Annotated in this window: 18 protein-coding genes and 1 tRNA gene; 9 read left to right on the top strand and 10 right to left on the bottom strand. The window is 61.1% G+C overall.

Annotation, left to right across the window (positions count from 1 at the left end):
* Window positions 1-65 precede the first annotated feature (65 nt).
* Complete coding sequence (locus tag KGB07_RS28345) at window positions 66-1,163, top strand: DNA alkylation repair protein (RefSeq protein WP_223467333.1); 1,098 nt, start codon at window positions 66-68, stop codon at window positions 1,161-1,163.
* A gap of 133 nt (window positions 1,164-1,296) precedes the next feature.
* Here KGB07_RS28345 and KGB07_RS28350 read toward each other — a convergent pair whose 3' ends face one another.
* Window positions 1,297-2,199: a LysR family transcriptional regulator gene (locus KGB07_RS28350; protein WP_223455997.1), complete on the bottom strand. Its 903-nt coding sequence runs from the start codon at window positions 2,197-2,199 to the stop codon at window positions 1,297-1,299.
* 132 nt (window positions 2,200-2,331) lie between these two features.
* Between KGB07_RS28350 and KGB07_RS28355 the strand changes: the two genes are divergently transcribed.
* Entirely contained in the window at window positions 2,332-3,993 is a 1,662-nt protein-coding gene (locus KGB07_RS28355; RefSeq protein ID WP_046037335.1) for a GMC family oxidoreductase, read from the top strand.
* A gap of 136 nt (window positions 3,994-4,129) precedes the next feature.
* Window positions 4,130-5,752: an MFS transporter gene (locus tag KGB07_RS28360; RefSeq protein ID WP_223467334.1), complete on the top strand. Its 1,623-nt coding sequence runs from the start codon at window positions 4,130-4,132 to the stop codon at window positions 5,750-5,752.
* 54 nt (window positions 5,753-5,806) lie between these two features.
* Here KGB07_RS28360 and KGB07_RS28365 read toward each other — a convergent pair whose 3' ends face one another.
* Window positions 5,807-6,175 (bottom strand): DUF427 domain-containing protein, encoded by a 369-nt coding sequence (locus tag KGB07_RS28365; RefSeq protein ID WP_008046975.1) that lies wholly within the window; start codon window positions 6,173-6,175, stop codon window positions 5,807-5,809.
* A 255-nt stretch (window positions 6,176-6,430) separates the two neighbouring features.
* Here KGB07_RS28365 and KGB07_RS28370 point away from each other — a divergent pair, with 255 nt between their 5' ends.
* From KGB07_RS28370 to KGB07_RS28380, 3 genes are all read left to right on the top strand, one after another.
* Window positions 6,431-8,377: a DNA topoisomerase III gene (locus tag KGB07_RS28370; protein ID WP_263290511.1), complete on the top strand. Its 1,947-nt coding sequence runs from the start codon at window positions 6,431-6,433 to the stop codon at window positions 8,375-8,377.
* Between the two features lie 182 nt (window positions 8,378-8,559).
* Window positions 8,560-9,063 carry a GNAT family N-acetyltransferase gene (locus tag KGB07_RS28375; protein ID WP_046037340.1) on the top strand — a complete coding sequence of 168 codons (504 nt, stop codon included), beginning with the start codon at window positions 8,560-8,562 and terminating at the stop codon, window positions 9,061-9,063.
* Between the two features lie 522 nt (window positions 9,064-9,585).
* On the top strand, window positions 9,586-9,915 hold the full coding sequence (locus KGB07_RS28380) for a hypothetical protein (RefSeq protein WP_032829393.1): 330 nt from the start codon (window positions 9,586-9,588) through the stop codon (window positions 9,913-9,915).
* Window positions 9,916-10,030: 115 nt separating this feature from the next.
* On the opposite strand, the gene KGB07_RS28385 is transcribed toward KGB07_RS28380, so the two are convergent.
* Window positions 10,031-11,533 carry an aldehyde dehydrogenase family protein gene (locus tag KGB07_RS28385; protein ID WP_223467338.1) on the bottom strand — a complete coding sequence of 501 codons (1,503 nt, stop codon included), beginning with the start codon at window positions 11,531-11,533 and terminating at the stop codon, window positions 10,031-10,033.
* A 351-nt stretch (window positions 11,534-11,884) separates the two neighbouring features.
* Here KGB07_RS28385 and KGB07_RS28390 point away from each other — a divergent pair, with 351 nt between their 5' ends.
* Window positions 11,885-12,391 (top strand): DoxX family protein, encoded by a 507-nt coding sequence (locus tag KGB07_RS28390; protein ID WP_046037347.1) that lies wholly within the window; start codon window positions 11,885-11,887, stop codon window positions 12,389-12,391.
* A 68-nt stretch (window positions 12,392-12,459) separates the two neighbouring features.
* Here the strand turns inward: KGB07_RS28390 and KGB07_RS28395 are convergent, their stop codons facing one another.
* Together KGB07_RS28395 and KGB07_RS28400 are read right to left on the bottom strand one after the other, a co-directional pair.
* On the bottom strand, window positions 12,460-13,434 hold the full coding sequence (locus KGB07_RS28395; RefSeq protein WP_046037349.1) for a nitrilase-related carbon-nitrogen hydrolase: 975 nt from the start codon (window positions 13,432-13,434) through the stop codon (window positions 12,460-12,462).
* 101 nt (window positions 13,435-13,535) lie between these two features.
* Window positions 13,536-14,468, bottom strand: coding sequence for a GlxA family transcriptional regulator (locus tag KGB07_RS28400; RefSeq protein WP_046037351.1), 933 nt, complete (start codon window positions 14,466-14,468; stop codon window positions 13,536-13,538).
* Between the two features lie 157 nt (window positions 14,469-14,625).
* Between KGB07_RS28400 and KGB07_RS28405 the strand changes: the two genes are divergently transcribed.
* Window positions 14,626-15,288: a glutathione S-transferase family protein gene (locus tag KGB07_RS28405; RefSeq protein WP_046037353.1), complete on the top strand. Its 663-nt coding sequence runs from the start codon at window positions 14,626-14,628 to the stop codon at window positions 15,286-15,288.
* 91 nt (window positions 15,289-15,379) lie between these two features.
* Here the strand turns inward: KGB07_RS28405 and KGB07_RS28410 are convergent.
* A tRNA-Gln gene (locus KGB07_RS28410) sits at window positions 15,380-15,454 on the bottom strand.
* 321 nt (window positions 15,455-15,775) lie between these two features.
* On the opposite strand from KGB07_RS28410, the gene KGB07_RS28415 reads away from it, so the two are divergent.
* Window positions 15,776-16,204 (top strand): hypothetical protein, encoded by a 429-nt coding sequence (locus KGB07_RS28415; RefSeq protein WP_046037354.1) that lies wholly within the window; start codon window positions 15,776-15,778, stop codon window positions 16,202-16,204.
* A gap of 104 nt (window positions 16,205-16,308) precedes the next feature.
* Here KGB07_RS28415 and KGB07_RS28420 read toward each other — a convergent pair whose 3' ends face one another.
* The 4 genes from KGB07_RS28420 to KGB07_RS28435 all read right to left on the bottom strand — a co-directional run bounded on the left by KGB07_RS28420 (window position 16,309) and on the right by KGB07_RS28435 (window position 21,621).
* Window positions 16,309-18,297, bottom strand: coding sequence for a peptidase U32 family protein (locus KGB07_RS28420; protein WP_223467340.1), 1,989 nt, complete (start codon window positions 18,295-18,297; stop codon window positions 16,309-16,311).
* Window positions 18,298-18,551: 254 nt separating this feature from the next.
* Window positions 18,552-18,932, bottom strand: coding sequence for a RidA family protein (locus tag KGB07_RS28425; protein ID WP_008021538.1), 381 nt, complete (start codon window positions 18,930-18,932; stop codon window positions 18,552-18,554).
* A gap of 123 nt (window positions 18,933-19,055) precedes the next feature.
* Window positions 19,056-19,796, bottom strand: a complete 741-nt coding sequence (locus tag KGB07_RS28430; RefSeq protein ID WP_223467342.1) for a TorF family putative porin — start codon at window positions 19,794-19,796, stop codon at window positions 19,056-19,058.
* Between the two features lie 85 nt (window positions 19,797-19,881).
* Window positions 19,882-21,621 carry an amidohydrolase gene (locus tag KGB07_RS28435; protein ID WP_046037363.1) on the bottom strand — a complete coding sequence of 580 codons (1,740 nt, stop codon included), beginning with the start codon at window positions 21,619-21,621 and terminating at the stop codon, window positions 19,882-19,884.
* Window positions 21,622-21,723: the final 102 nt, after the last annotated feature.

Raw genomic sequence — 21,723 nt, forward strand, 5'->3', positions numbered from 1 at the left:
AGGGCCTGCTCGCGATGAACGATAACGCGGTGTGATGGATCAACAACAATTGCCAGGGAAACACCATGACTGACCAACAATCTCCGGCCCTCAAGGAAATCTTCAACGTCGAGCGCCTCCAGCACATCGCCAGCGAAATGACCGCTGTCTATCCGCCATTCGAAGCCTGGCGCTTCCTGAAGCTGGCCCAATCCGGCCTGGCAGACCTCAGCGTCATGCAGCGCATGGCCCGGGTCAGTGAGTGCCTGCACGCCGTGCTGCCCCTGGACTACGAGGCATCGCTGCAGGTGCTGCGCGCCCTCGCCCCGCGCCTGAACAGCGGCTTTGTCGGCATGTGCCTGCCGCACTACGTCGCCAGCTACGGCGCCCATGCGTTCGATCAGTCGATGGACGCGCTGAAGTACTTCACCGCATTTGGCTCTTCGGAATTCGCAATCCGTCACTTTCTGCGCAGTGACCTCGATCGCTCGCTCAAGCTGATGCATGCCTGGTCGCTGGACGACAACGAGCATGTACGGCGCCTGGCCAGCGAAGGATGCCGGCCACGCCTGCCCTGGTCATTCCGGCTGGAGCCCATCCAGGCCGATCCGGCACTGGCCGCGAACATCCTCGACAACCTCAAGGCCGACACCAGCCTGTACGTGCGCAAATCCGTGGCCAACCACCTCAACGACATCACCAAGGATCATCCCGACTGGGTGCTCGGCCTGATCGAAGGCTGGTCGCTGGACAACCGGCATACCGCATGGATCGCCAAGCACGCCCTGCGCAGCCTGATCAAACAGGGCAACCAGCGGGCACTGGCGATCATCGGTGCGGGCGGCAAGCCCGAAGTCGAGATCGTCGATGTGAAAGTCGAACCGCCGGTGATTGGCCTGGGAGAAAAGATTACCCTGTCGTTTGCCGTCAGATCCACGGTAGAAAGCAGCCAGCGCCTGGTGATCGACTACGCCATCGATTACGTCAAGGCCAACGGCAGCACCTCGGCGAAGGTGTTCAAACTCAAGGCGCTGACGCTGCCGGGCAACGCCGTCGAAGCCGTCAGCCGTGGCCAGCAGATCAAGGAACTCACCACCCGCCGGCATTATGCGGGGCGCCATGCTGTGCATGTCATGGTCAATGGCGAACGGCTGGCCAGCACGGCGTTTGAGATTGTTGGTTAAGCCGTAGGATCAATTCTGGATGGACCGCCGCCATCGCGGGCAAGCCCGCTCCCACAGGGATCTGCTGTGCTACACAGTTGGTGTGAACAGCACAAAAACCTGTGGGAGCGGGCTTGCCCGCGATAGCGTCAGCTCAGGCACCGAGGGAAACTGCCCCCTGCAACAACCCCTGCTCCCGCTCACACAACTCCACCACATAATCCCACAACACCCGCAACCGCACCGACTTGTGCAGCTCCCGGCGGGTGCTGATCCAGTAGCTACGCTGGATGCTTTCGTCCGGCAGCAATGGCACCAGACCGGGATCGGCACTGGCCATGTAGCACGGCAGCACGGCAATCCCCAGACCTGAGCGCGCTGCCTGTTGCTGGGCGATCACGCTGGTACTGTGAAACACCACCCGCGGGTTGCGGCAGAAGCTGTTGAGGAACATCAGTTCCTGACTGAACAGCAAATCATCGACATAGCCAATCCACGCATGGCGCCCGAGGTCCTCGCGACTGCGCAACGGCGGTGAACGGTCGAGGTAGTCCTGGCTGGCATAGAGCGCCAGGCGATAGTCGGTGAGTTTACGAGTGACCAGCATGTCGGCGGCCGGGCGTTCGAGGTGGATGCTGATTTCCGCCTCGCGGTTGAGGATGCTGACAAACCGCGGCACCGCCACCAGTTCCACCTCCAGCCCCGGATAGCGCTCGAACAAGCCGTTCATGCGACTGGCCAGGAACATGATGCCCAGCCCTTCCGTCACCCCAACGCGGATCTTGCCCAGCGGCGCGGTGGACTGGGTGATTTCCTCCTGGGCCAGCAGCGCCACGTTCTCCATCGCCTCGGCGTGTTTAAGCAACGCCTCGCCTGCCGGGGTCATCTCATACCCCTGGGCATGCTGGACGAACAACGCCGTACCGAGGCTCTTTTCGATGGCCTCGATGTGCCGCGCCACGGTGGCATGGGTGGTGTTCAAGCGCCGGGCAGCCGTGAGCAAACGCCCGCTGCGCTGCAATTCGAGAAAAAACCGCAGGTCATTCCAGTCGAACATGAAGCGTCCTTGTTCTTTGCCGTTCGGGATGCTGTTTAAAAACGCACAGCGGCTGCGCAAAAACTAACATTCTTTTGACGAAAGCTAACAACTAGGATGACAGACAACAAGAACAACAACGCGAGGTCAGGGATGCAGACTTCCCTTGATGAATACGATTACATCGTGGTCGGGGCCGGGCCGGCCGGATGTCTGCTGGCCAATCGTTTGTCGGCCAATGCGCAACATCGCGTGTTGCTGCTCGAGGCCGGTGGTCGCGACAACTACGCGTGGATTCACATCCCCGTGGGCTACCTGTTTTGCATCGGCAACCCGCGCACCGACTGGTGCTTCAAGACCGAAGCGCAACCGGGCCTGCAAGGCCGCGCCCTGAGCTACCCGCGCGGCAAGGTACTGGGTGGCTGCTCCTCGATCAACGGCATGATCTACATGCGCGGCCAGGCCGGCGACTACGACCGCTGGGCCGCCGACGGCAACCCTGGCTGGAGCTGGCAAGAGGTGTTGCCGCTGTTCAAGCAGAGTGAAAACCACTTTGCCGGTGCCGCCGAATTTCATGGCGTCGCGGGCGAATGGCGAGTTGAACGCCAGCGCCTGTCATGGCCGATTCTCGACGCTTTCCGCAGTGCCGCCGAACAAAGCGGCATCGCCAGCATCGATGACTTCAACCAGGGCGACAACGAAGGTTGCGGCTATTTCCAAGTCAATCAGAAGGCCGGCATCCGCTGGAACGCGTCCAAGGCCTTTCTCAAACCCATTCGCCAGCGTCCCAATCTCACCGTGCTGACCGGTGTCGAAGTCGACCGCGTGCTGCTGGACAATGGCCGCGCCTCGGCGGTCAGTGCCCGCTGGCAAGGCCAGGCGAAAACCTTCAAGGCGCGCAAGGAGATCGTCCTGTGTGCCGGCTCGGTCGGTTCGCCCAGCATCCTGCAACGCTCCGGTATCGGCCCGCGTCCACTGCTGGAGCGGCTGGGTATTGGGGTCGCCCATGAGCTACCCGGCGTCGGTGGCAACCTGCAGGATCACCTGCAACTGCGGCTGATCTACAAGCTGGAAAATGCCCGCACCCTGAACCAGATTGCCGGCAGCCTGTGGGGCAAGATGGGCATGGGCCTGCGCTACCTGTATGACCGCAGTGGCCCGCTGTCCATGGCGCCGAGCCAGTTGGGCGCCTTTGCCCGCTCGGGGCCGGAGCAGACGTCAGCCAACCTCGAATATCACGTGCAACCGCTGTCGCTGGAGCGCTTTGGCGAACCGCTGCATGCCTTCCCGGCGTTCACCGCATCGGTCTGCGATCTGCGCCCGCAAAGCCGTGGCCGGGTGGAAATCCGCTCCGCCGATCCGCAAGAAGCCCCGCTGATCCAACCCAATTACCTGAGCCACCCGGAGGACCTGCGGGTCGCCGCCGACGCCATCCGCCTGACCCGGCGCATCGTCGCCGCCCCGGCACTGCGCGCCTTCAATCCGGTGGAATACCTGCCCGGTGACAGCCTGCAAAGCGAAGAACAACTGCACGAAGCCGCCGCACGGATCGGCACCACGATTTTCCATCCGGTGGGCACCTGCCGCATGGGCAATGACGCCGACGCCGTGGTCGATGCGCAACTCAAGGTCCACGGCATCCCCGGCCTGCGCATTGCCGATGCGTCGATCATGCCGCGCATCACCTCGGGCAACACCTGCTCGCCGACGCTGATGATTGCCGAGAAGGCTGCGCAGATGATCCTCAACCCTTCTGTAAACACATCACCTGTGGGAGCGGGCTTACTCGCGAAGGCGGTGGATCATTCACATTGATGTTGAATGACACGACGCTTTCGCGAGCAAGCCCGCTCCCGGACCGCATCAGATTCACGGACATCGAGCATCACCCCTGCAAGGAACACGCAACACCAGTGGAACAACAAAAACAATCACTGTGAGGGATACCGGTATGTCAGAGAACGTTCAAACCCTGGAAGCCGTGCGCAGCGCGGGCACCAGCCAGGAAACCCAGAAAGTCATCTTCGCCTCGTCCCTCGGGACGGTCTTCGAGTGGTACGACTTTTTCCTCTATGGCGCCCTCGCGGCGGTGATCAGCAAGCAGTTCTTCGCCGGGGTCAACGACACCACGGCGTTTATCTTTGCCCTGATGGCCTTCGCCGCCGGCTTCATCGTCCGGCCGTTCGGCGCGCTGGTGTTCGGGCGGTTGGGGGACATGATCGGGCGCAAGTACACCTTCCTCGCCACCATCATCCTCATGGGCCTGGCGACGTTCTGCGTTGGGCTGCTGCCGACCTACGCCAGCATCGGCATCGCCGCGCCGATCATCCTGGTGGTGCTGCGCATGCTCCAGGGCCTGGCCCTGGGCGGTGAATACGGCGGCGCCGCGACCTATGTCGCCGAGCACGCGCCCGTCGGCAAGCGGGGCTTCCACACCAGCTGGATTCAGTCCACCGCGACTCTGGGCCTGCTGCTGTCGCTGCTGGTGGTGTTGGGCTGCCGCTACTTCACCGGTGACCAGTTCGAAGTCTGGGGCTGGCGCATTCCGTTCCTGTTTTCCATCGTGCTGCTGGGCATCTCGACCTGGATTCGTATGAGCCTGCATGAGTCGCCGGCCTTCGTGAAAATGAAAGAAGAAGGCAAGCTGTGCAAACAACCGATTCGCGACTCCTTCGGCAAATGGGAAAACCTCAAGGTGGTGCTGATCGCGCTGTTCAGCATCAATGCCGGGCAAGCGGTGACCTTCTACGCCGCGCAATTCTATGTGCTGTTCTTCCTCACCCAGTTCCTGAAAATGGACCCGGCGGTGGCCAATGGACTGCTGATTGTCAGCGTGACCATCGGTGCGCCGTTCTTCATCTTCTTCGGCTGGCTGTCGGACAAGGTCGGGCGTAAACCGGTGCTGATGATCGGCCTGCTGCTGGCCACCGCGCTGTACTTCCCGATCTTCAAGACCCTGGCCCACTACGCCAACCCGGCCATCGACCAGGCCAGTCGCCAGGCACCGATCACCGTGATGGCCGACCCGGCCACCTGCACCTTCCAGTTCGACCCGGTGGGCAAGGCGAAATTCGACAGCCCGTGCGACAAGGTCAAGACCTTCCTGGTCAAGCAGGGTCTGCCATACCAGAGCGCAGCGGCCCCGGCCGGCAGCGGCGTGCAGGTCAGCGTCGGTGACGTGAAGATCGATGGTTTCGACGAAGCCGCCCTGCGCGGTGCCGTGACCCTCGCCGGTTACCCGCAACAGGCTGACATGCAGCAGATCAACAAACCGATGATCGTGGCGCTGATCGTCGCGCTGATCATCATCTCCGCGATGTGCTACGGCCCGCTGGCGGCGTTGATGGTCGAACTGTTCCCGACCCGCATCCGCTACACCTCGATGTCCCTGCCCTACCACATCGGCAACGGCTGGTTCGGCGGTTTCCTGCCGACCGTATCGTTCGCGTTGGTGGTGTACACCGGGGACATCTTCTACGGGCTGTGGTACCCGGTGGTGATCACCGGGGTGAGCCTGGTGGTGGGGATGATTTGTCTGCGCGAAACGCGCAACGTGGATCTCGACAAGAACTGAGGCAATGCCTGTCGACGAGGGAGCTGGCTCCCTCGTCGCGGCGATCAACCCCGATCAGACCTCGGCATCAAGCAACTCGAACTTCACTTGATCCGGATAGAACGCCAGGTATCCGCGGATTTGCTCCACCGACACCTTGGGATCCTCGTAACTCCACACTGCGTTGGCACTTTCATGCCCCGGCACCTGCAGGCTGAAATAGCTGGCATCGCCCTTGTACGGGCAATAACTGGTGTGGTCGGTGCGGGCGAAGTACTTCTCGTCGATGTCCTCTCGCGGCACGTAGTACACCGGCGGGTAGTTGGCCTCCAGCAACACCAGTGCTCGCGCCGAGGCGGCCACTTGAATGCCGTGAAATCTCACCAGCAGACAGCCAGGCTGCTCGGCGATGGTGATGACAGGACTAGGACCGGAGCTTTTCATGGAAAACGTTCCTCATGACGGTGATGGACCTGCAAATCGATGTGGGAGCGTGGCTTGCCCGCGATGGGCTACGCAGCAGCCCCAAAACCTGAAACCTCGATTTATCAGGTATAACCCAAGTTTTACCCTCGCGACTGCTTCGCAGCCGAACGGGAGCGACATACAAAGCTGTACATCCATACAGATAAAGATTGCTCCATCGCTCATCAAGCGCCATTCTGTGCACCCCTGACACATAGATCGACGATGGTGGTTATGCGGCTGTACCTCTGTGAAAAACCTTCCCAGGCCAAAGACATTGCGGCAGTCCTAGGCGCCCGGCGCCGGGGCGATGGCTGCTGGCTGGGAACAGACATCACGGTGACCTGGTGCATCGGCCACCTGCTGGAAACAGCACCGCCGGATGCCTACGACGCGCGCTACAAGCGCTGGGTGCTGGCCGACCTGCCGATCATTCCCGAAAAATGGAAAATGACCGTCAAGCCGCGTACCGCCAGCCAGTACAAGGCGGTCAAACGCCTGCTCGGCGAAGCCTCCGAACTGATCATTGCCACGGACGCCGACCGCGAGGGCGAGATGATCGCCCGGGAACTGGTGGAGCATTGCCGCTATCGCGGACCGATCCGCCGCCTCTGGCTGTCGGCGCTGGACGATGCGTCCATCCGCAAGGCCCTCGCGGCCCTCAAACCGGGGAACGAAACCTTCAGCCTCTATCACTCGGCCCTCGGGCGTTCCCGGGCCGACTGGCTGATCGGCATGAACATGAGCCGGCTGTTCACCCTGCTGGGGCGCCAGTCCGGCTATCAAGGCGTGTTGCCGGTGGGCCGGGTGCAAACGCCTACCTTGCGCCTGGTGGTGGATCGCGATCGCAGCATCGCCGACTTTGTGCCCGTCCCCTATTGGGCCATCGACGTGCAACTGCTGCACAACGGCACCGCATTCACCGCTCAATGGCGCGCGGCATCGGAGCTTTGCGACGATCAGGACCGCTGCCTGAACCAGGCGCTGGCACAACAAGCGGCGGCCGCCATGAGCGGCGCGGCCAGTGCGCGGGTGATCAAGCTGCGCACCGAACGAATGCGCGAAGTGGCCCCGCTGCCGTTCGATCTGGGCACCCTGCAGGAGGTCTGCTCGAAGAAGCTCGGCCTCGGCGCCCAGGAAACCCTCGACATCGCCCAGGCGCTCTACGAAACCCACAAAGTCATTACTTATCCGCGCAGTGATTGCGGCTACTTGCCCCTCAGCCAGCACAGCGAGGCACCGGCCATTCTGGCGGCATTGCGCCAGGCCGATCCGGCGTTGAACGCCTTGCACGATCACCTTGATCCGCAACGGCGCTCACGGGCCTGGAACGATGCCAAGGTCAGCGCGCACCACGGCATCATCCCCACGGCTGCGGCAAAAAATCTCGAACGCCTGGCGGGCAAACAGCGTGCGGTCTACACACTGATCCGCGCCCGATACCTGGCGCAGTTCCTGCCCAATCACGAATACGATCGCACCCAGGCCGACTTCGACTGTGCTGGAGAGGGCCTGCGCGCTGTCGGCAAGCAGATCATCGAGCCGGGCTGGAAACGCGCCCTGCCCGAAGCACTGGCTCCGGCCAAGGGGCGCGAAGCCCCGGCGCCACAGACTTTGCCCAACCTGGCCGAAGGCATCGATTGCGCAGTGGCCGGCGTGCAATTCAAGGACCTGTGGACGCAACCGCCAAAGCCGTTCACGGAAGGCGACCTGATCAAGGCCATGAAGAATGTCGCCAAACTGGTGCAAGACCCGCTGCTCAAGCAAAAGCTCAAGGACACTACCGGCATCGGCACCGAAGCGACTCGCGCGTCGATCATTCAGGGCCTGCTCGACCGTGGTTATCTGGTCAAGAACGGTAAGGCCCTGGCCGCCACGCCGGCCGCGTTCAGCCTGATCGACGCCGTACCGCGGGCCATCGCCGATCCGGGCACTACGGCGATCTGGGAGCAAGCCCTGGACATGGTGCAAAGCGGCGAAATGAGCCTGGAAGAGTTCGTCACCAAACAGGCGGCGTGGATGAGCAAGCAGGTCAGCCGCTGCGCCGGGCTGAGCCTGACCATCAGCGGCCCACCGCCCGGCGGCTCCGCCGCAGCCCCATGGAAGAAGAAACGCAAGAGCACCCCACGCAAACCAGCAAGCGGCACCAAGCGCAGGGCAAAGCCGGCAAGCAATACTTAAACCCGCCACCGAACCCTGTGGCGAGGGAGCTTGCTCCCGCTGGACTGCGCAGCAGGCCCAATGATTTTGTTTGAAAGCGAGAGCCGCTTCGCGACTCAACGGGAGCAAGCTCCCTTGCCACAGGGTCGTGCGACGCCGGCCATAATCAATGGTGTCCCTTGGCCGATCAGGAGCCACTTCGTATGCCTTCGATAGAACTGCACGCCGCCCAACGCGATGAACTGGAAACCATCGAGAACCTGATGCAGTTCTACACCTACGACTTCAGCGAATGGTTGCCGCTGAAACTGGGCGAATACGGTTTGTTCAACATCCTGCCCATGCCCGACTACTGGCGAAACCCGGCCACCCGGCCATTCCTGATCAAGGTCGACAGTGAACTGGCCGGCTTCGTGAGCGTGGATAACCAGGTCCATCTACCCGGTGCCGACTACAACATCGGCTATCTGTTTGTCAGTCGACGCTTCCGTGGCCGGGGCGTCGCGCGATTTGTCGTTTCCACCCTCTTGAGCCGATTCCCCGGTCAATGGCAGATTTTCCACATCGAGGCGAACCAGCCGGCACGCCTGTTCTGGGCCGCCGTGATGCCGGGGCTCAACGTTGACGGTTTCACCTTGCATCAGCAGGTGGTTGACCGTTATCCCTGCACTTTTTACCGCTTTGAGTGTCCGTCCTTGTCGTCCTGACCGACACACCTTCGACTCCGCCTGCTAATTCCCAACAGCTTTGTCCGACAATATGTAGTGACTGAAAATATTCACTACAAAACCGTTGACGCCTCCGATTTGCCCTTGCATGATGCAGACGTCTCCCCGATCGGGAGTACAGGCAACACGTTTGAGCAAGCTCGTCTGACCGCCGAGCTGTTTTTCCCGGATACACGCTGCCCACAAGGCAGATTGAAGAAGCTGACCTGGCCTGAACGTCCAGTACAAGGGCGAGAAGACTTGGCGAGCAATCCTCATGAAGCTTGTGGCCGACCCTGAAAATGTCGGCAGTGGCCTTAAGGTTTTCGCCGCTTCTCTTCGTTGTGACGCTATTGCGTAGCAGTTATTCAACACGACTACATGCAACAGACGCAGGACCCCGCCCGATAAGGCGGTCGAACGCTGACGTCCTGGTTTCGGTGCCAGGGATCAACTAACCGATGGGCTACCTGTATTAGCGAATCAACTTTGAAAGATCACCAATTGGTCAAGGGGTTTATGATGAATCTGAACAATCAACCAACTATCGATGAACTGGCTCGTATCTTCGCTGCAAAGAAAGACAGCCACGACAACCATATTCTCTGGATCAGCAAGTGTGGCCAGGTTCATATCGACTGCCTGTCGCCGCACGCCCATGAAGCAGAGTTCGACCAGAACAACCAGAACCTGCTGGCCCGACTGAAGATGTACCGTCGCGGCCAGGGCTATGTCGGCAAAAAAGCCGCAGCCGACAAGGACTTCATCGGTAATGTTCTACAAACCCTGAAACAGGCCTGGGCCTCGATGCAGAACCAGAACGAAGTTCGGGTGATTGACCGGTTCTACTAATTGAAATGAGTCATTACTGACTTATTGATAAACAAGGCCTGCTCCCGATAAGGAGCAGGCCTTTTTTATGTTGGAGCGAAAACCAGATGTGGGAGCGAGCCAGCTCCCGCAGGGTTCAGCGTTTGACGCCCAGATCGACCTGGGTCATGCGGCTACGGATGGTGAACACGCCATCACCGGAGAGAATCGCACTGCGAGCAAACAGGCGCCCGCTCTCCCAGTTCGAAAGCCCCAGTTCCGGCTTGTTCAACGCGTACTGGCCGTCGACCCAACGGGTGATGCCATTGCCGACAAAAGGCGCGTTGACCGCGTTGTAGAAACGCTCCTGAGCCTCGGCACTTTCACTGATCAAGGACACCGTGAATTGCGGGCTGTAGCGATTGAACAAGGCAATGGCATCGTCCAGGTCGTCGACGATCTTCAGGCTGACTTCCGGGGTTTCTTCCCACTCCCATTCACGGCCCAATTGGTCTTCCGGCAACGGCTCGGCCTGCGCCTCGCTCTGATAGCCTTCGGTGCGGTACACCTGGACCGTTGCAGCCAGCCAGTCTTGCGGCAGGTGCGGCTCGCTGCCTTCGACGATGTGCAGCTTGCAACCCTGCCCCCGTGCGGTACCGGCCTGTTTGAGTGCGTCGAGGAACAGCGGCACCAGTTCAGCGGCACGGTCGCGGTGAATCAGGCAGACGTTCAGTGTGTTGCAGACCTTGCGGTCCAGGGAGTTGCGCACCACGGCGGCAAAACGCTTGGCGTCGGCATCGGCGTTAGCGATCAGCCACGCGCCACCGGTGCCGTGCAGGCTGACCGCCGTGCCGGCCTGCTGGGCGATGCTGCCCAACTGGCTGACGGCGCGACCCGAACCACGGGCCACCGCCAATGACAGGCGCCGGTCAGCGAACATCGCCCAACCGGCGGCGTGGTTGACACTTTCCACCAGCGACACGGCACCGGCCGGCAAGCCGGCGTCGCTCAGTGCAGGGTTCAGTGCATGGGTGACGATCGCCTGGGCCGTGCCCAACGCATCACTGCCGATGCGCAGCACGGCGGTGTTGCCGGTGCGCAATACACCGGCCGCGTCGGCAAACACATTCGGCCGGCCTTCGAAGACGAACGCGACGATGCCCAGCGGCGAGACCACTTGCTCGACTTTCCAGCCATCGTGCTCGACGCAACTGATCACTTTGCCACGGCTGGCCGCTGCATCACGCCACGCGCGCAGGCCGGCGATCATGTCGCGACGCATGCGCTCATCGGCCAGCAACCGGGTGGTCGAGCGACCGCGCGCCTTGGCCCGTTCGATGTCGGCCAGGTTGGCGGCTTCGATCAAGGCCCAGCATTCCGGGGTTTCCAGGCGTTGGGCGAACAGGTCGAAGAAGGCGCTGATGGCTTGATCGGACACCGCCGACAGCGCGGTGAATGCCGCCTGGGCGCGCTCGATCGCGACGTTGGCCGCTTGCTGGTCCGCCACGGGGATCAGCAGCAACTCACCACTGACCTGCTCCACCAGCAGGTGGTCACCGGGCTGGAAGCGTTGCGCCAGTTCGGGGCTGACGACAGTGACACGATTACCGGCGAAAGGGATTGGCGTGCCAGCGACTAGACGTTCGAGCGCGAGGGACATGAAGCGGTATCACCATGCTGTGGGCGGTCGGAAAATGTATAGCAATTTCCCTGTGGGAGCGAGCCTGCTCGCGAAGAGGCCATTCCATCCAACATCAATAGCGTCTGACACTCCACCATCGTCGAATCGCCGCCCGGAGCAGGCTCGCTCCCACAGGGGTACCGGTTACGTATCTCAATGTATACAGCCCCGCCCCAGACACACCCCGCACTCAAAACCCCGCCACAACGACACACCGCAGATACACCCCATTGATGAAATACGCCTGTCGATTGGCCACGCCGATCAAAGCGCTCAACTCACGGGGCATGCCGTTGCCCCGCCTCCCTGACCTGAAAGAGAGCAACGTCCATGAGCACCTCCATTTCTTCGGCCGTCAAAGGCCTGCACCTGAACCTCGACCGTGCCGGCGACTGGGTTGCCCCCCTGGCGCTGCGGGTGTTCCTCTCCTGGGAATTCCTCGAATCCGGCCTGGAGAAATTCAACGGCCAGAACTGGTTCACCGATATCCAGGCGCGCTTCCCGTTTCCGTTCGACCACCTTCCAGCGACGCTGAATTGGGAGCTGTCGATGTGGGCCGAACTGATCTTCGCCGTAACCTTGCTGGTGGGCCTGGGCACACGCTTTTCGGCGTTGAGCCTGATGGTGGTGACCCTCGTCGCAACCGCCGCCGTGCATTGGCCCGCCGACTGGCACAGCCTCAGTGAACTCGCCCAAGGCTATGCCATCAGCAACAAGGGTTACGGCAACTTCAAGCTGCCTTTGATCTACCTTGTGGCCCTCACGCCGCTGCTACTGTCGGGTGCCGGTAAGTTCAGCATCGATGCGTTGCTGGCGCGTTTCATCTGGCGGCGCTGAAACGAAAGTTGCAACGCAGACAAACAAAAAGGGGACTTCCATAAAGTCCCCTGTTTTTTTGCCCGGAACTAACCCATCACTTCTTCCAGCCCGATCTGTACGGCCAGTTTCGGATGCGCGCTGCGTTCATGCACTTGGGATTGCGGGGTGCGGTCGATCAGCAGGCTCAGCAGTTCCGGGCGGCTGTAGTGGCCGCGGGAATCCATCATGCGCTTGCGCTTGTCGATCAGGCCCATGTCGAGGTCGGCGATCACCTCGCCCTCACCTTCCTGCAACGAACCCAGGACCGTGCCATCCGGGCTGATGATCGCGGTATAGCAACCGCCGGAGATCGGGCCGATGGCGCAACCGGTGTCGGCCATGATCTGCGCCTGTTGTTCGGGGTACAGCCACGCCGTCGAGTTGACCACAAAGCACGCGGCCTCCAGGGCATGCTGGCGAATGCTGACTTCCATTTGCGCGGCGAACTGGGGACCGGCAAACGACCCCGGGTACATCGCCGCATGGATCTGTTCGCCATCGGCCATCAAGGCATAACGGGCCAGCGGGTTGAAATGCTCCCAGCAGGCCAGTTGCCCGATGCGCCCGACCGCGCTGTCGACGGCCCGCAGGCCGGAGCCGTCGCCCATGCCCCAGATCATGCGCTCGTGGTAGGTCGGGGAAATCTTGCGGCGACGCTGGATCAGCGAGCCGTCGGCATCGAACAGCAACTGCGTGTTGTACAGCGTGCCGCCATCGCGCTCGTTGACGCCGATGGACACGACCATGCCCGCTTGCCTGGCCGCAGCGCCGATGGCATCGGTGGCGGCCGAAGGCACGGTGACCGCCTGGTCCAGCAGCTTGAGGTGTTCGGCGGCCATTTCGAACGGTGACTGCACGTAGGAAAAGTACGGGTAGTACGGCACGACGGTTTCCGGGAACACGGCGAATTGCACACCCTGTTCGCCGAGTTCGAGAATCTTCTGCACCACTTTGTCGACGGTGCCTTCACGGCTGTAAAGAACAGGGCTGATTTGTACGGCGGCGGCTTTGACGAGGGTCATGGCGGTGATCTCATTGAGGGATACGTTTCAACAAGATCAAGATTACGCATATAATAAAAAGGCTTGAATGTCGTATACACCACCTTTCAGGACATCATGATTCAGCCCCGATTGGCACGCTGGATCACCTGCGGCGGCTGCCCGAACGCCCGAATAAATGCGCGGCGCATACGTTCCCGGTCACCAAAGCCGGTGTCCGTCGCCACCACATCGATGGAGTGCCGCCCGGTTTCCATCATCAACCGCGCCGACTCGACCCGCAGGCTTTCGATGGCCTTGGCCGGAGACTGGCCGGTTTCGGCATGAAACACCCGGCTGAATTGCCGAGGGCTGAGATTGGCCGCGCTGGCCAGTTCTTCGACTGACAGCGCGGACTTGAGATTCTGCTTGGCGTAGTTCAGCGCGGCCTGTATGCGATCGGTCTTGGGGGCCAGTTCCAGCATCACCGAAAACTGCGACTGCCCGCCCGAACGCCGGTGATACACCACCAATTGCCGCGCTACCTTGCGTGCCACGTCGGCGCCCAGATCGTTCTCCACCAGCGCCAAAGCCAGATCCACGCATGCGCTCATGCCGGCAGCCGTCCACAGGTGGCCGTCATTGATGAAGATCCGGTCTTCCTCGACCTTCACGTTCGGGTACGCCTTGCGAAAGGCCGGCACATGCGCCCAATGGGTGGTCGCCCGCCGACCATCGAGCAACCCCGCCTCCGCCAAGGCAATCGCCCCCGTGCAAATCGAACCCAGACGCCGGGTGCCATGACTGGCACGGCGCAAAAACTCCAGCATGCCTGGCGTGGTCGGGCGGATCAGGTTGTCGCCCAGCACCAGCAGCGTATCGAACCCGCGCTGGTCGAACGCTTCGGTCTGCACAGCAAAACCGGCGGACGTTTGCACCAGGCCGCCCGGCTCGGACAGCAAGGCAATGCGGTACAACGGCTCGTCACCGGCACTGTTGGCCAACTCGAAGGCGGCACACATGGCCAGGCCCAGAACCTGGAAACCGGGGTAAACAATGAGTCCGATCTGGTGCATGGCAATATGACCATAAACGTGGCATGCCTGAAGTTCAGGCCAGAGACTTGTACTCTAACCCGAACAGCAGGCGCCGGACATCAGGCTGGAGCACCTCGCGCATTGGCGGATGGCGACGGATAATCAACTGGTTTCCATCCCACCGAGGAATTGAAGGATGTCACTGACTCTTTATTTCCATCCGCTCTCGTCGTTCTGCCACAAAGCGCTGATCGCTCTGTATGAACTGGAAATCGAGTTTGAAAAAAGGATCATCGACCTGGGCAACGAGGCTGACCGGGCCGAGCTACAAGCACTTTGGCCACTCTGCAAATTCCCGGTGATCCGCGATCACGACCGCCAACGGGACGTACCCGAGTCGAGCGTGATCATTGAGTACCTGGACCGGCTTCATCCCGGCCAGGCACGCCTGATTCCGGATGATTGGCAAGCCGCGTTGGAGGTGCGCCTGTGGGACCGTTTTTTCGACCTGCATGTCCAGGTGCCGATGCAGAAGATCGTCGCTGACCGAATCTATGCCGCAAACGGCGACCTGACCCGCGAACGTGCTGCGCTGATGACGGCGTACGGCATGCTTGAACGCCAGTTGGCCGCAAACACCTGGGCAGCCAGCCCCGCCTTCAGCATGGCCGATTGCGCCGCTGCTCCGGCGCTATTCTACGCCAGCACCCTCGTACCCTTTCCTGACGATCATCGCCACTTGAGTGCTTATTTCGACAGGTTGATCCAAAGGCCCTCGGTCAAGCGGGTGATCGACGAGGCAAGACCGTATTTTTCCTTGTATCCGTTTGCCGAGGCTATCCCGGAGCGCTTTCGGTAGCGGTAGATGGGCGAACGGGAGGCAAAAAAACAACGAATCGACGAATAATAACCGTCGGTCGAGTGTTATCTGATTATGTGGGAATAAAAAATGGCAGGGGCGGCTGGATTCGAACCAACGCATGGCAGGATCAAAACCTGCTGCCTTACCGCTTGGCGACGCCCCTGTATCTGTTGCGATGAGTGCCTGGCACTCGCTTTCTTGAGTGGCAACAAGACCTGTTGCCTGCTCTCGCGACTGGCTCCCTGAGGGCCGCTGCAAGAGTGGGCGCAAATTTACCAACATTTTCCTCATATGGGAAGCCCAAACAAAAAAAATTGTTCATTAAAACAGACGCTTAGTGTCGAGCCGAATCTCGGGGTGCTATCGGCGCACTTTCACCCCGAACAGCTCTGCTACGCTTTTCCTAACTCGAATTGAATCGGGAATCGTTTACGCAACACCCTTCCCTTGCCATTTGAGGGCGCCAAAAGTGAAAGGCAAATTAATGGGGGCCGCTGCAACCCTTCTGGTTCTCGGGACCGCGATTTATGGGTTGAACACTTGGGAACACATCCAGGACCAGCGGCAGGAAGCGGTCTGCAAGGCCGCCCGGGAGCATCTCAATGGACTGGAAACCCAGGCACGAGCCTTTGCCTCCGGGTTGACGGTCGAAGCCTATGCCGAAGCCGAAAAAGCCGAGGCCGGCCAGTTGGTTCTGGCGCTCGATACCGCCAAGAATGAAGCCGAAGTCGATGCCGTCATCGACAGGCACGCCGCTGCCATCGAGGCGCAGATATCCGCCGAGAACGCTGAGGTTCAATCCCGAGGCGAACAACCCTTCCTCGGTCAGGAAATGAAAAAGCAACGCATCCCCACCGACGTCAAACAGGAATTCAAACGAGCTGAGAAAGCCGTCGCCGACACCTGCGGATAGTGTCGCCCGCCAGCTCCAGGCTTGTCGCCAGCGTCCAGACTTCAGCAAAAGCGGTTTCAAGCTGGAACAGGCGAGTGCGCCGTTGCGACGCACTCGCCGGTCACTCAGTGCGGCGCGCGCGGGATGGTCTTGAGCAGGTCTTCGGGGCTGATGTGACCGACCACGCTGCCCGGTTGCGGCAGGTTGAGGATGTGGCCTTTCATCTTGCCGATGATGTGCATCTCGCAAGGCTTGCAGTCGAACTTCAACGTCAGCACTTCATCGCCGTGGATCAGTTGCATCGGCGCAACCTTGGTGCGCACGCCAGTTACACCTTTGGCCTGTTTCGGGCACAGGTTGAAGGAGAAACGCAGGCAGTGCTTGGTGATCATCACCGGCACCTCGCCGGTTTCCTCGTGGGCCTCGTAGGCCGCGTCGATCAGCTTGACGCCATGGCGGTGATAGAAGTCCCGGGCCTTCTGGTTGTAGACGTTGGCCAGGAACGACAGGTGCGAATCCGGGTACACCGGCGGCGGCGTGGTTTCGGCCTTGCGGCTGCCCCGCGGGTGAGCCGCGATCCGCGCCTCGGTCAAGGCTTCAATCACTTCGCGGCGCAATGCCTTGAGCTGCGAGTTCGGGATGAAGTACGCCTGCGGCGCGTCCAGCTTGATGTCGATGGCGTGGTACTGCGTGGTACCCAGTTGGCCGAGCAAATCCTGCAATTGCTCCAGCGCCTGTTCCGGCTTGTTGGCTGCGCCGAACGGGCCAGCCAGGGTGACGCTGGCGCTGATGCCCTCTTCGCTGGTAGCGGTCAGTTCCAGCTGGTCTTCACGCAGGCGAGCGACCCAGTTCAGGGCAATGCGACGCTCGGCGGAGGTCTTTTGCAGCGCCTGTTGCCAGTTGTGATCGAGGTTGCGATTCAGCAGGTGGTTGGGGCGCAGCTTGTACATCCCCTCCGGCATCTCGTTGGGCTCGACGCGATAGCGATAACGCTTCTCGCCGTCCTCCTCGAATTCGCCTTTGGGTTCGGCGATGTTGGCGCGAAAACCCACCACTTCACGCTTGACCAGCACGTTGAGGCCGTCGCCGTTGGACAGTGGCTCGTGCGTCACGACCTGCATGTCACGCTTGGCGACTTTCTCGACTATACCCACCGGAAGACCGGTGAAGGTCGGCGAGTCAAAGGCGCCGATATCGATCTTGCGGTCAGTGACGAAGTAATCGGTGCTGCCACGGTGGAAGGTTTTTTCCGGGTCGGGCAGGAAGAAGTGCGCGGTGCGGCCGCTGGAGGCGCGGGCCAGGTCCGGGCGGTCTTCGAGCACGGCGTCGAGGCGCTGGCGGTAGTAGGCGGTGATGTTTTTCACATAGCCCATGTCCTTGTAGCGGCCTTCGATCTTGAACGAGCGCACGCCGGCCTCGACCAGGGCGCGGATGTTGGCGCTCTGGTTGTTGTCCTTCATCGACAGCAGGTGCTTTTCGTAAGCGATCACCCCACCCTTCTCGTCCTTGAGGGTGTACGGCAGACGGCAGGCCTGGGAGCAGTCGCCACGGTTGGCGCTGCGCCCGGTTTGCGCGTGGGAAATGTTGCACTGACCGGAAAACGCCACGCACAACGCGCCATGGATAAAGAACTCGATGGCCGCGTCGGTTTCATCGGCGATGGCGCGGATCTCCTGGAGATTCAGCTCGCGGGCCAGCACCAGTTGCGAGAAACCGGCCTGATCGAGGAACTTCGCCCGTTCCAGGGTGCGGATGTCGGTCTGGGTACTGGCATGCAGCTCGATCGGCGGAATGTCCAGCTCCATCACCCCCAGGTCCTGGACGATCAGCGCATCGACGCCGGCGTCGTACAACTGGTGGATCAGCTTGCGGGCCGGCTCCAGTTCGTTGTCGTGCAGGATGGTATTGATGGTGGTGAACACCCGGGCGTGGTAGCGACGGGCGAACTCCACCAGTTCGGCGATATCGCTCACTTCGTTGCAGGCGTTGTGGCGGGCGCCGAAGCTCGGGCCACCGATGTAGATGGCATCGGCGCCATGCAGAATGGCCTCGCGGGCGATGGCCACATCGCGGGCAGGGCTGAGCAATTCCAGGTGATGTTTGGGCAAAGACATAGTTTTTTTAGTCAGGCTTGTCACGGTCGAGGCGTGCATTGTAGCGGCGAAACGCCTGACCGGCACCCGTATGCTGCCAGGTGGTGGCCTTGGGCAGATCTGCCCTGCCTGAATCCTTGTAGGAGCGAGCTTGCTCGCGATGGACGTTAACGATGACGCGGGCATTCTGTATGCACGCGTCGCCCTTATGTTCATCGTCGGAACGCCGCCCGGAGCAAGCTCGCTCCTACAGTATTGTGTGTGTGTTGCTTCGATCAGGCCTTGGCCGCCATCGCGGTCACTTCCACGCGCATGCCTTCAACCGCCAACGAGGCAACCCCGACAGCGGCGCGCACTGGCCATGGCTTGGCGAAGTAGCGCTTGTAGACTTCGTTGAACGCGGCGCGGTCGGCCATGTCGGTGAGGTAGATGGTCAGGTGCATCACGCGGTCCATGGAACTGCCGGCACGCTCCAGCGCGACCTTCAGCGCTTGCAGGGTGCATTCGCTTTGCAGGGTGATGTCGCCCAGTTCCAGGCTGCCGTCGGCGCGGGTGGGGATCTGTGTGGAGACCAGCACACCGCCGAAACCGACGACGTCGGAGGAAATCGAATCCGCATCGGGATCGGGTGTAAAGGTCAGGTCGTGGTTTGCCATGGGGACTCTCTTGCTGGATGGGGGTGAGGCAGGTGCCTTTTGGCCCACCAGTTTACAGGGCCATGCCCGGGTGTGCGACGGCAGGCCCTGGCAGATCAACAAGCAATCAGCACCGAGCCCTGATCAGAAGGTCTTGCTGGCACTGACCACCACCGTGGCAGTGCACACATCGCCATAACCGTAGTAGCTCGTGCACTCATGCGTGGACAGGTCGGTGTCGACGTAGGCCAGCGCCCAGTCGACTCCCACAGCGCTATGGGTCAGCCTGGCTTCCCACTCGTGATAGGCGCCACGGGTAGCGCCGTTGCCGGCAATGAACACGTCATCCTTGAAATCGAATCGGCCATAGCGCACCTCCAGCCCCGTGTCCGCCGGTAGCGCGTAGCTGTAGCCCAGCCAGGTGTAGAGCGTGTCCTGGTCCTTGCCCACGAAAGTCTGCAAATCGTTGGAGTAGTAACTGGCGAACTTGAAGCCATAGGCTTTGACGATGGCGTAGACCTCGCTCTGATTGAAATCGGATTGCCTGGCGTAGGTGTACTTGAGGTAGCCCAGGTCGAGGCTGACGTCATCGGTGATCTGCTTGTAGAAGCCTGCGTAGAAATCCTGCTCCAACCGGGTTTTATAGTTCAGGCCGAAATCGACATTGGAGGTCCAGACCCCGGCGTAGGCGCCGCTGCTGTGCAGCAATGTGGCGTCCAGTTGCGCCGCCGGGTCGCCCAAAGTCAGGGACAAACCACGGCTGCGGTAGTCGCTGACTACCGCCGGTTTGAGCATCAGTTGAAAGTCATCGTTCAGCGTAATGGCGTGGGCGGCCAGCGGCAAAAAAGTGCGGGCGACAAACAGGGTCAATGCAGGGCGATGCATGTTTCAGGTCCTTTCTTATTATTGAGTCGGCAAGGCTTCGCCCTCCCCTTGCCGGCAGGGCAAAGGGTGGGCGAACAGGGGGGAGTTACGGGCGGCTGTAGACTTCGCGGCCGGCGAAGTAAGTCTTCAACACTTGGGTGTCGGCCAGTTGCGTTTCAGGCGCGCTGAACACATCGCGGTCGACAACGATCATGTCGGCCTGCTTGCCTGGGGTCAGCGAGCCGATCTGCTGTTCCAGGCCAATGGTTTTCGCGGCGTTGCGGGTGTAGGCGTAGAACATGGTTTCGCGGTCGATGGCTTCTGCCTGGTTCAGCACACCCTTGGGGCCTTTACGGCTGATGGCTTGCCCGATCGCTTTCCACGGATCCGGTGTCGACACCGGCCAGTCGCTGGCCCCGGAGATCGTCGCGCCGTTCTTGAGCAACGAACGCGCCGGGTACATGAACTGGAACTGCATGGCATTGATGTAAGGCTGCAGCAGATCGATGCTCAGCTCGTCTGCCGAGGCCCAGTAAAGCTGCATCGATGCGATGACGTTGAGCGGCTTGAACCGGGTGAATTCCTTGGGGTTGACCATCTGCAAGTGGGTGATGGAGTGGGCCACGTTGTTGTGCCCTTCGCGACGCGCCTGCTCGATGCCATTGAGGCTTTCACGCACCGCTCGATCACCGATGGCATGCACATGCACCAGCCAGCCGCGGGCATCGGCGGCCCCCACCAGTTCACCGAAGTGCGCCGGGTCGATCAGCAGTTCGCCGCCCTTGAGCGAGTTCTTGTAGGGCGACAGCAACGATGCGGTTTGTGCCGGAAATTCGGCGACGCCATCGGCGAACACCTTGATGCCCGGCAGGCTCAGATTGTCGACGCCAGCAAATTGCTCGCGCACCTGCTCCACCACCTCAAGGTCGGCGGGTTTGCTCTTGGGGTTGACGACCATCAGGGCGGCCACGTGCAGGCGCAGTTCACCCTTGTCCGCCAATGCCTTGTAGGCCGGCAGCACCCCGACGTTTTTCACCGTGGGCTTGAAGTCGAACAACGCATCCCCGGGCACCGCGTTGGCCGCCGGGTCCATCAGCGCCGTCACGCCCAGGCTGTGATAAAGGTCGCGGGCCGCTTCGGCGGCGCTGATCAATTGCTCAAGACTGGCCGGCGGCAGCTGCGACATCACCGCCGACAAGCCGGCATCGGCGACGAAACCGTTGGGGGTGTTGTCGTCATGGTGGCCGATGGTCGCCACCGCTTCGCCCGTGAGTGCCTTGACCCGCTCGGCATCGATACCGGCGCGCTTGAGCAGGGTCTTGTTGGCCCAACCGGTGTGGTAATCCCACCCGACGAACAGGATCGGCGTGTCCGTCCATTCACCCTGGTTGAAGCGCTTTTCAAACTCCGCCACCTGGCTCCAGTAGGTCGAGGGCGTTCCACCGACGACCAGAATGTCGCCATGCCGGGCCTTGCCGTTGTCGCGCCACTCGCGCAAGCGCTGCTCCAGTTCGTCGAACGGCAGCATTTGCGTCTCAAGGTCCGCGGACTTGAGCTTCACCCCGCCAAACACCGCGTGGCTGTGGGTGTCGATGAAACCGGGCATCAACACCTTGCCCTGCAAGTCAATGACCTGCGTGCCGGGGTCCTTGAGGGCCAGCACCTCGGCGTCGCTGCCGACCTTGACGACTTTCCCGTCCTCCACGGCCACGGCCTGTTGCAGCGCCTTGCCCTGCTCGGCGGTAAAGACTTTGCCGTTATGCAAAATCAGATCGGCGGCCGCCATGCTTTCCATAGAGGAAAGACCAATAGCCATGGCCAATGCCGACTGGATAATCCGCTTCATCGTCCCGCACCTTTTTTCTTGTAGGAATGCCGTGAGACTAGCGAACCGGGCGGCGGTAAAGAATACTCGGCCCACGTAACACATACTTTCCAAACAGGAAAC

Source organism: Pseudomonas sp. GL-RE-26 (assembly GCF_019956275.1).
Taxonomy (GTDB): domain Bacteria; phylum Pseudomonadota; class Gammaproteobacteria; order Pseudomonadales; family Pseudomonadaceae; genus Aquipseudomonas; species Aquipseudomonas grandcourensis.

Coding starts and splice junctions, on each gene's coding strand:
- KGB07_RS28365 (WP_008046975.1), bottom strand. CDS start 6,175: ATGAAAAGCTCCGGTCCTAGTCCTGTCATCACCATCGCCGAGCAGCCT.
- KGB07_RS28355 (WP_046037335.1), top strand. CDS start 2,332: ATGCAGACTTCCCTTGATGAATACGATTACATCGTGGTCGGGGCCGGG.
- KGB07_RS28415 (WP_046037354.1), top strand. CDS start 15,776: ATGGGGGCCGCTGCAACCCTTCTGGTTCTCGGGACCGCGATTTATGGG.
- KGB07_RS28380 (WP_032829393.1), top strand. CDS start 9,586: ATGAATCTGAACAATCAACCAACTATCGATGAACTGGCTCGTATCTTC.
- KGB07_RS28425 (WP_008021538.1), bottom strand. CDS start 18,932: ATGGCAAACCACGACCTGACCTTTACACCCGATCCCGATGCGGATTCG.
- KGB07_RS28405 (WP_046037353.1), top strand. CDS start 14,626: ATGTCACTGACTCTTTATTTCCATCCGCTCTCGTCGTTCTGCCACAAA.
- KGB07_RS28395 (WP_046037349.1), bottom strand. CDS start 13,434: ATGACCCTCGTCAAAGCCGCCGCCGTACAAATCAGCCCTGTTCTTTAC.
- KGB07_RS28350 (WP_223455997.1), bottom strand. CDS start 2,199: ATGTTCGACTGGAATGACCTGCGGTTTTTTCTCGAATTGCAGCGCAGC.
- KGB07_RS28400 (WP_046037351.1), bottom strand. CDS start 14,468: ATGCACCAGATCGGACTCATTGTTTACCCCGGTTTCCAGGTTCTGGGC.
- KGB07_RS28390 (WP_046037347.1), top strand. CDS start 11,885: ATGAGCACCTCCATTTCTTCGGCCGTCAAAGGCCTGCACCTGAACCTC.
- KGB07_RS28435 (WP_046037363.1), bottom strand. CDS start 21,621: ATGAAGCGGATTATCCAGTCGGCATTGGCCATGGCTATTGGTCTTTCC.
- KGB07_RS28385 (WP_223467338.1), bottom strand. CDS start 11,533: ATGTCCCTCGCGCTCGAACGTCTAGTCGCTGGCACGCCAATCCCTTTC.
- KGB07_RS28420 (WP_223467340.1), bottom strand. CDS start 18,297: ATGTCTTTGCCCAAACATCACCTGGAATTGCTCAGCCCTGCCCGCGAT.
- KGB07_RS28375 (WP_046037340.1), top strand. CDS start 8,560: ATGCCTTCGATAGAACTGCACGCCGCCCAACGCGATGAACTGGAAACC.
- KGB07_RS28370 (WP_263290511.1), top strand. CDS start 6,431: ATGCGGCTGTACCTCTGTGAAAAACCTTCCCAGGCCAAAGACATTGCG.
- KGB07_RS28345 (WP_223467333.1), top strand. CDS start 66: ATGACTGACCAACAATCTCCGGCCCTCAAGGAAATCTTCAACGTCGAG.
- KGB07_RS28360 (WP_223467334.1), top strand. CDS start 4,130: ATGTCAGAGAACGTTCAAACCCTGGAAGCCGTGCGCAGCGCGGGCACC.
- KGB07_RS28430 (WP_223467342.1), bottom strand. CDS start 19,796: ATGCATCGCCCTGCATTGACCCTGTTTGTCGCCCGCACTTTTTTGCCG.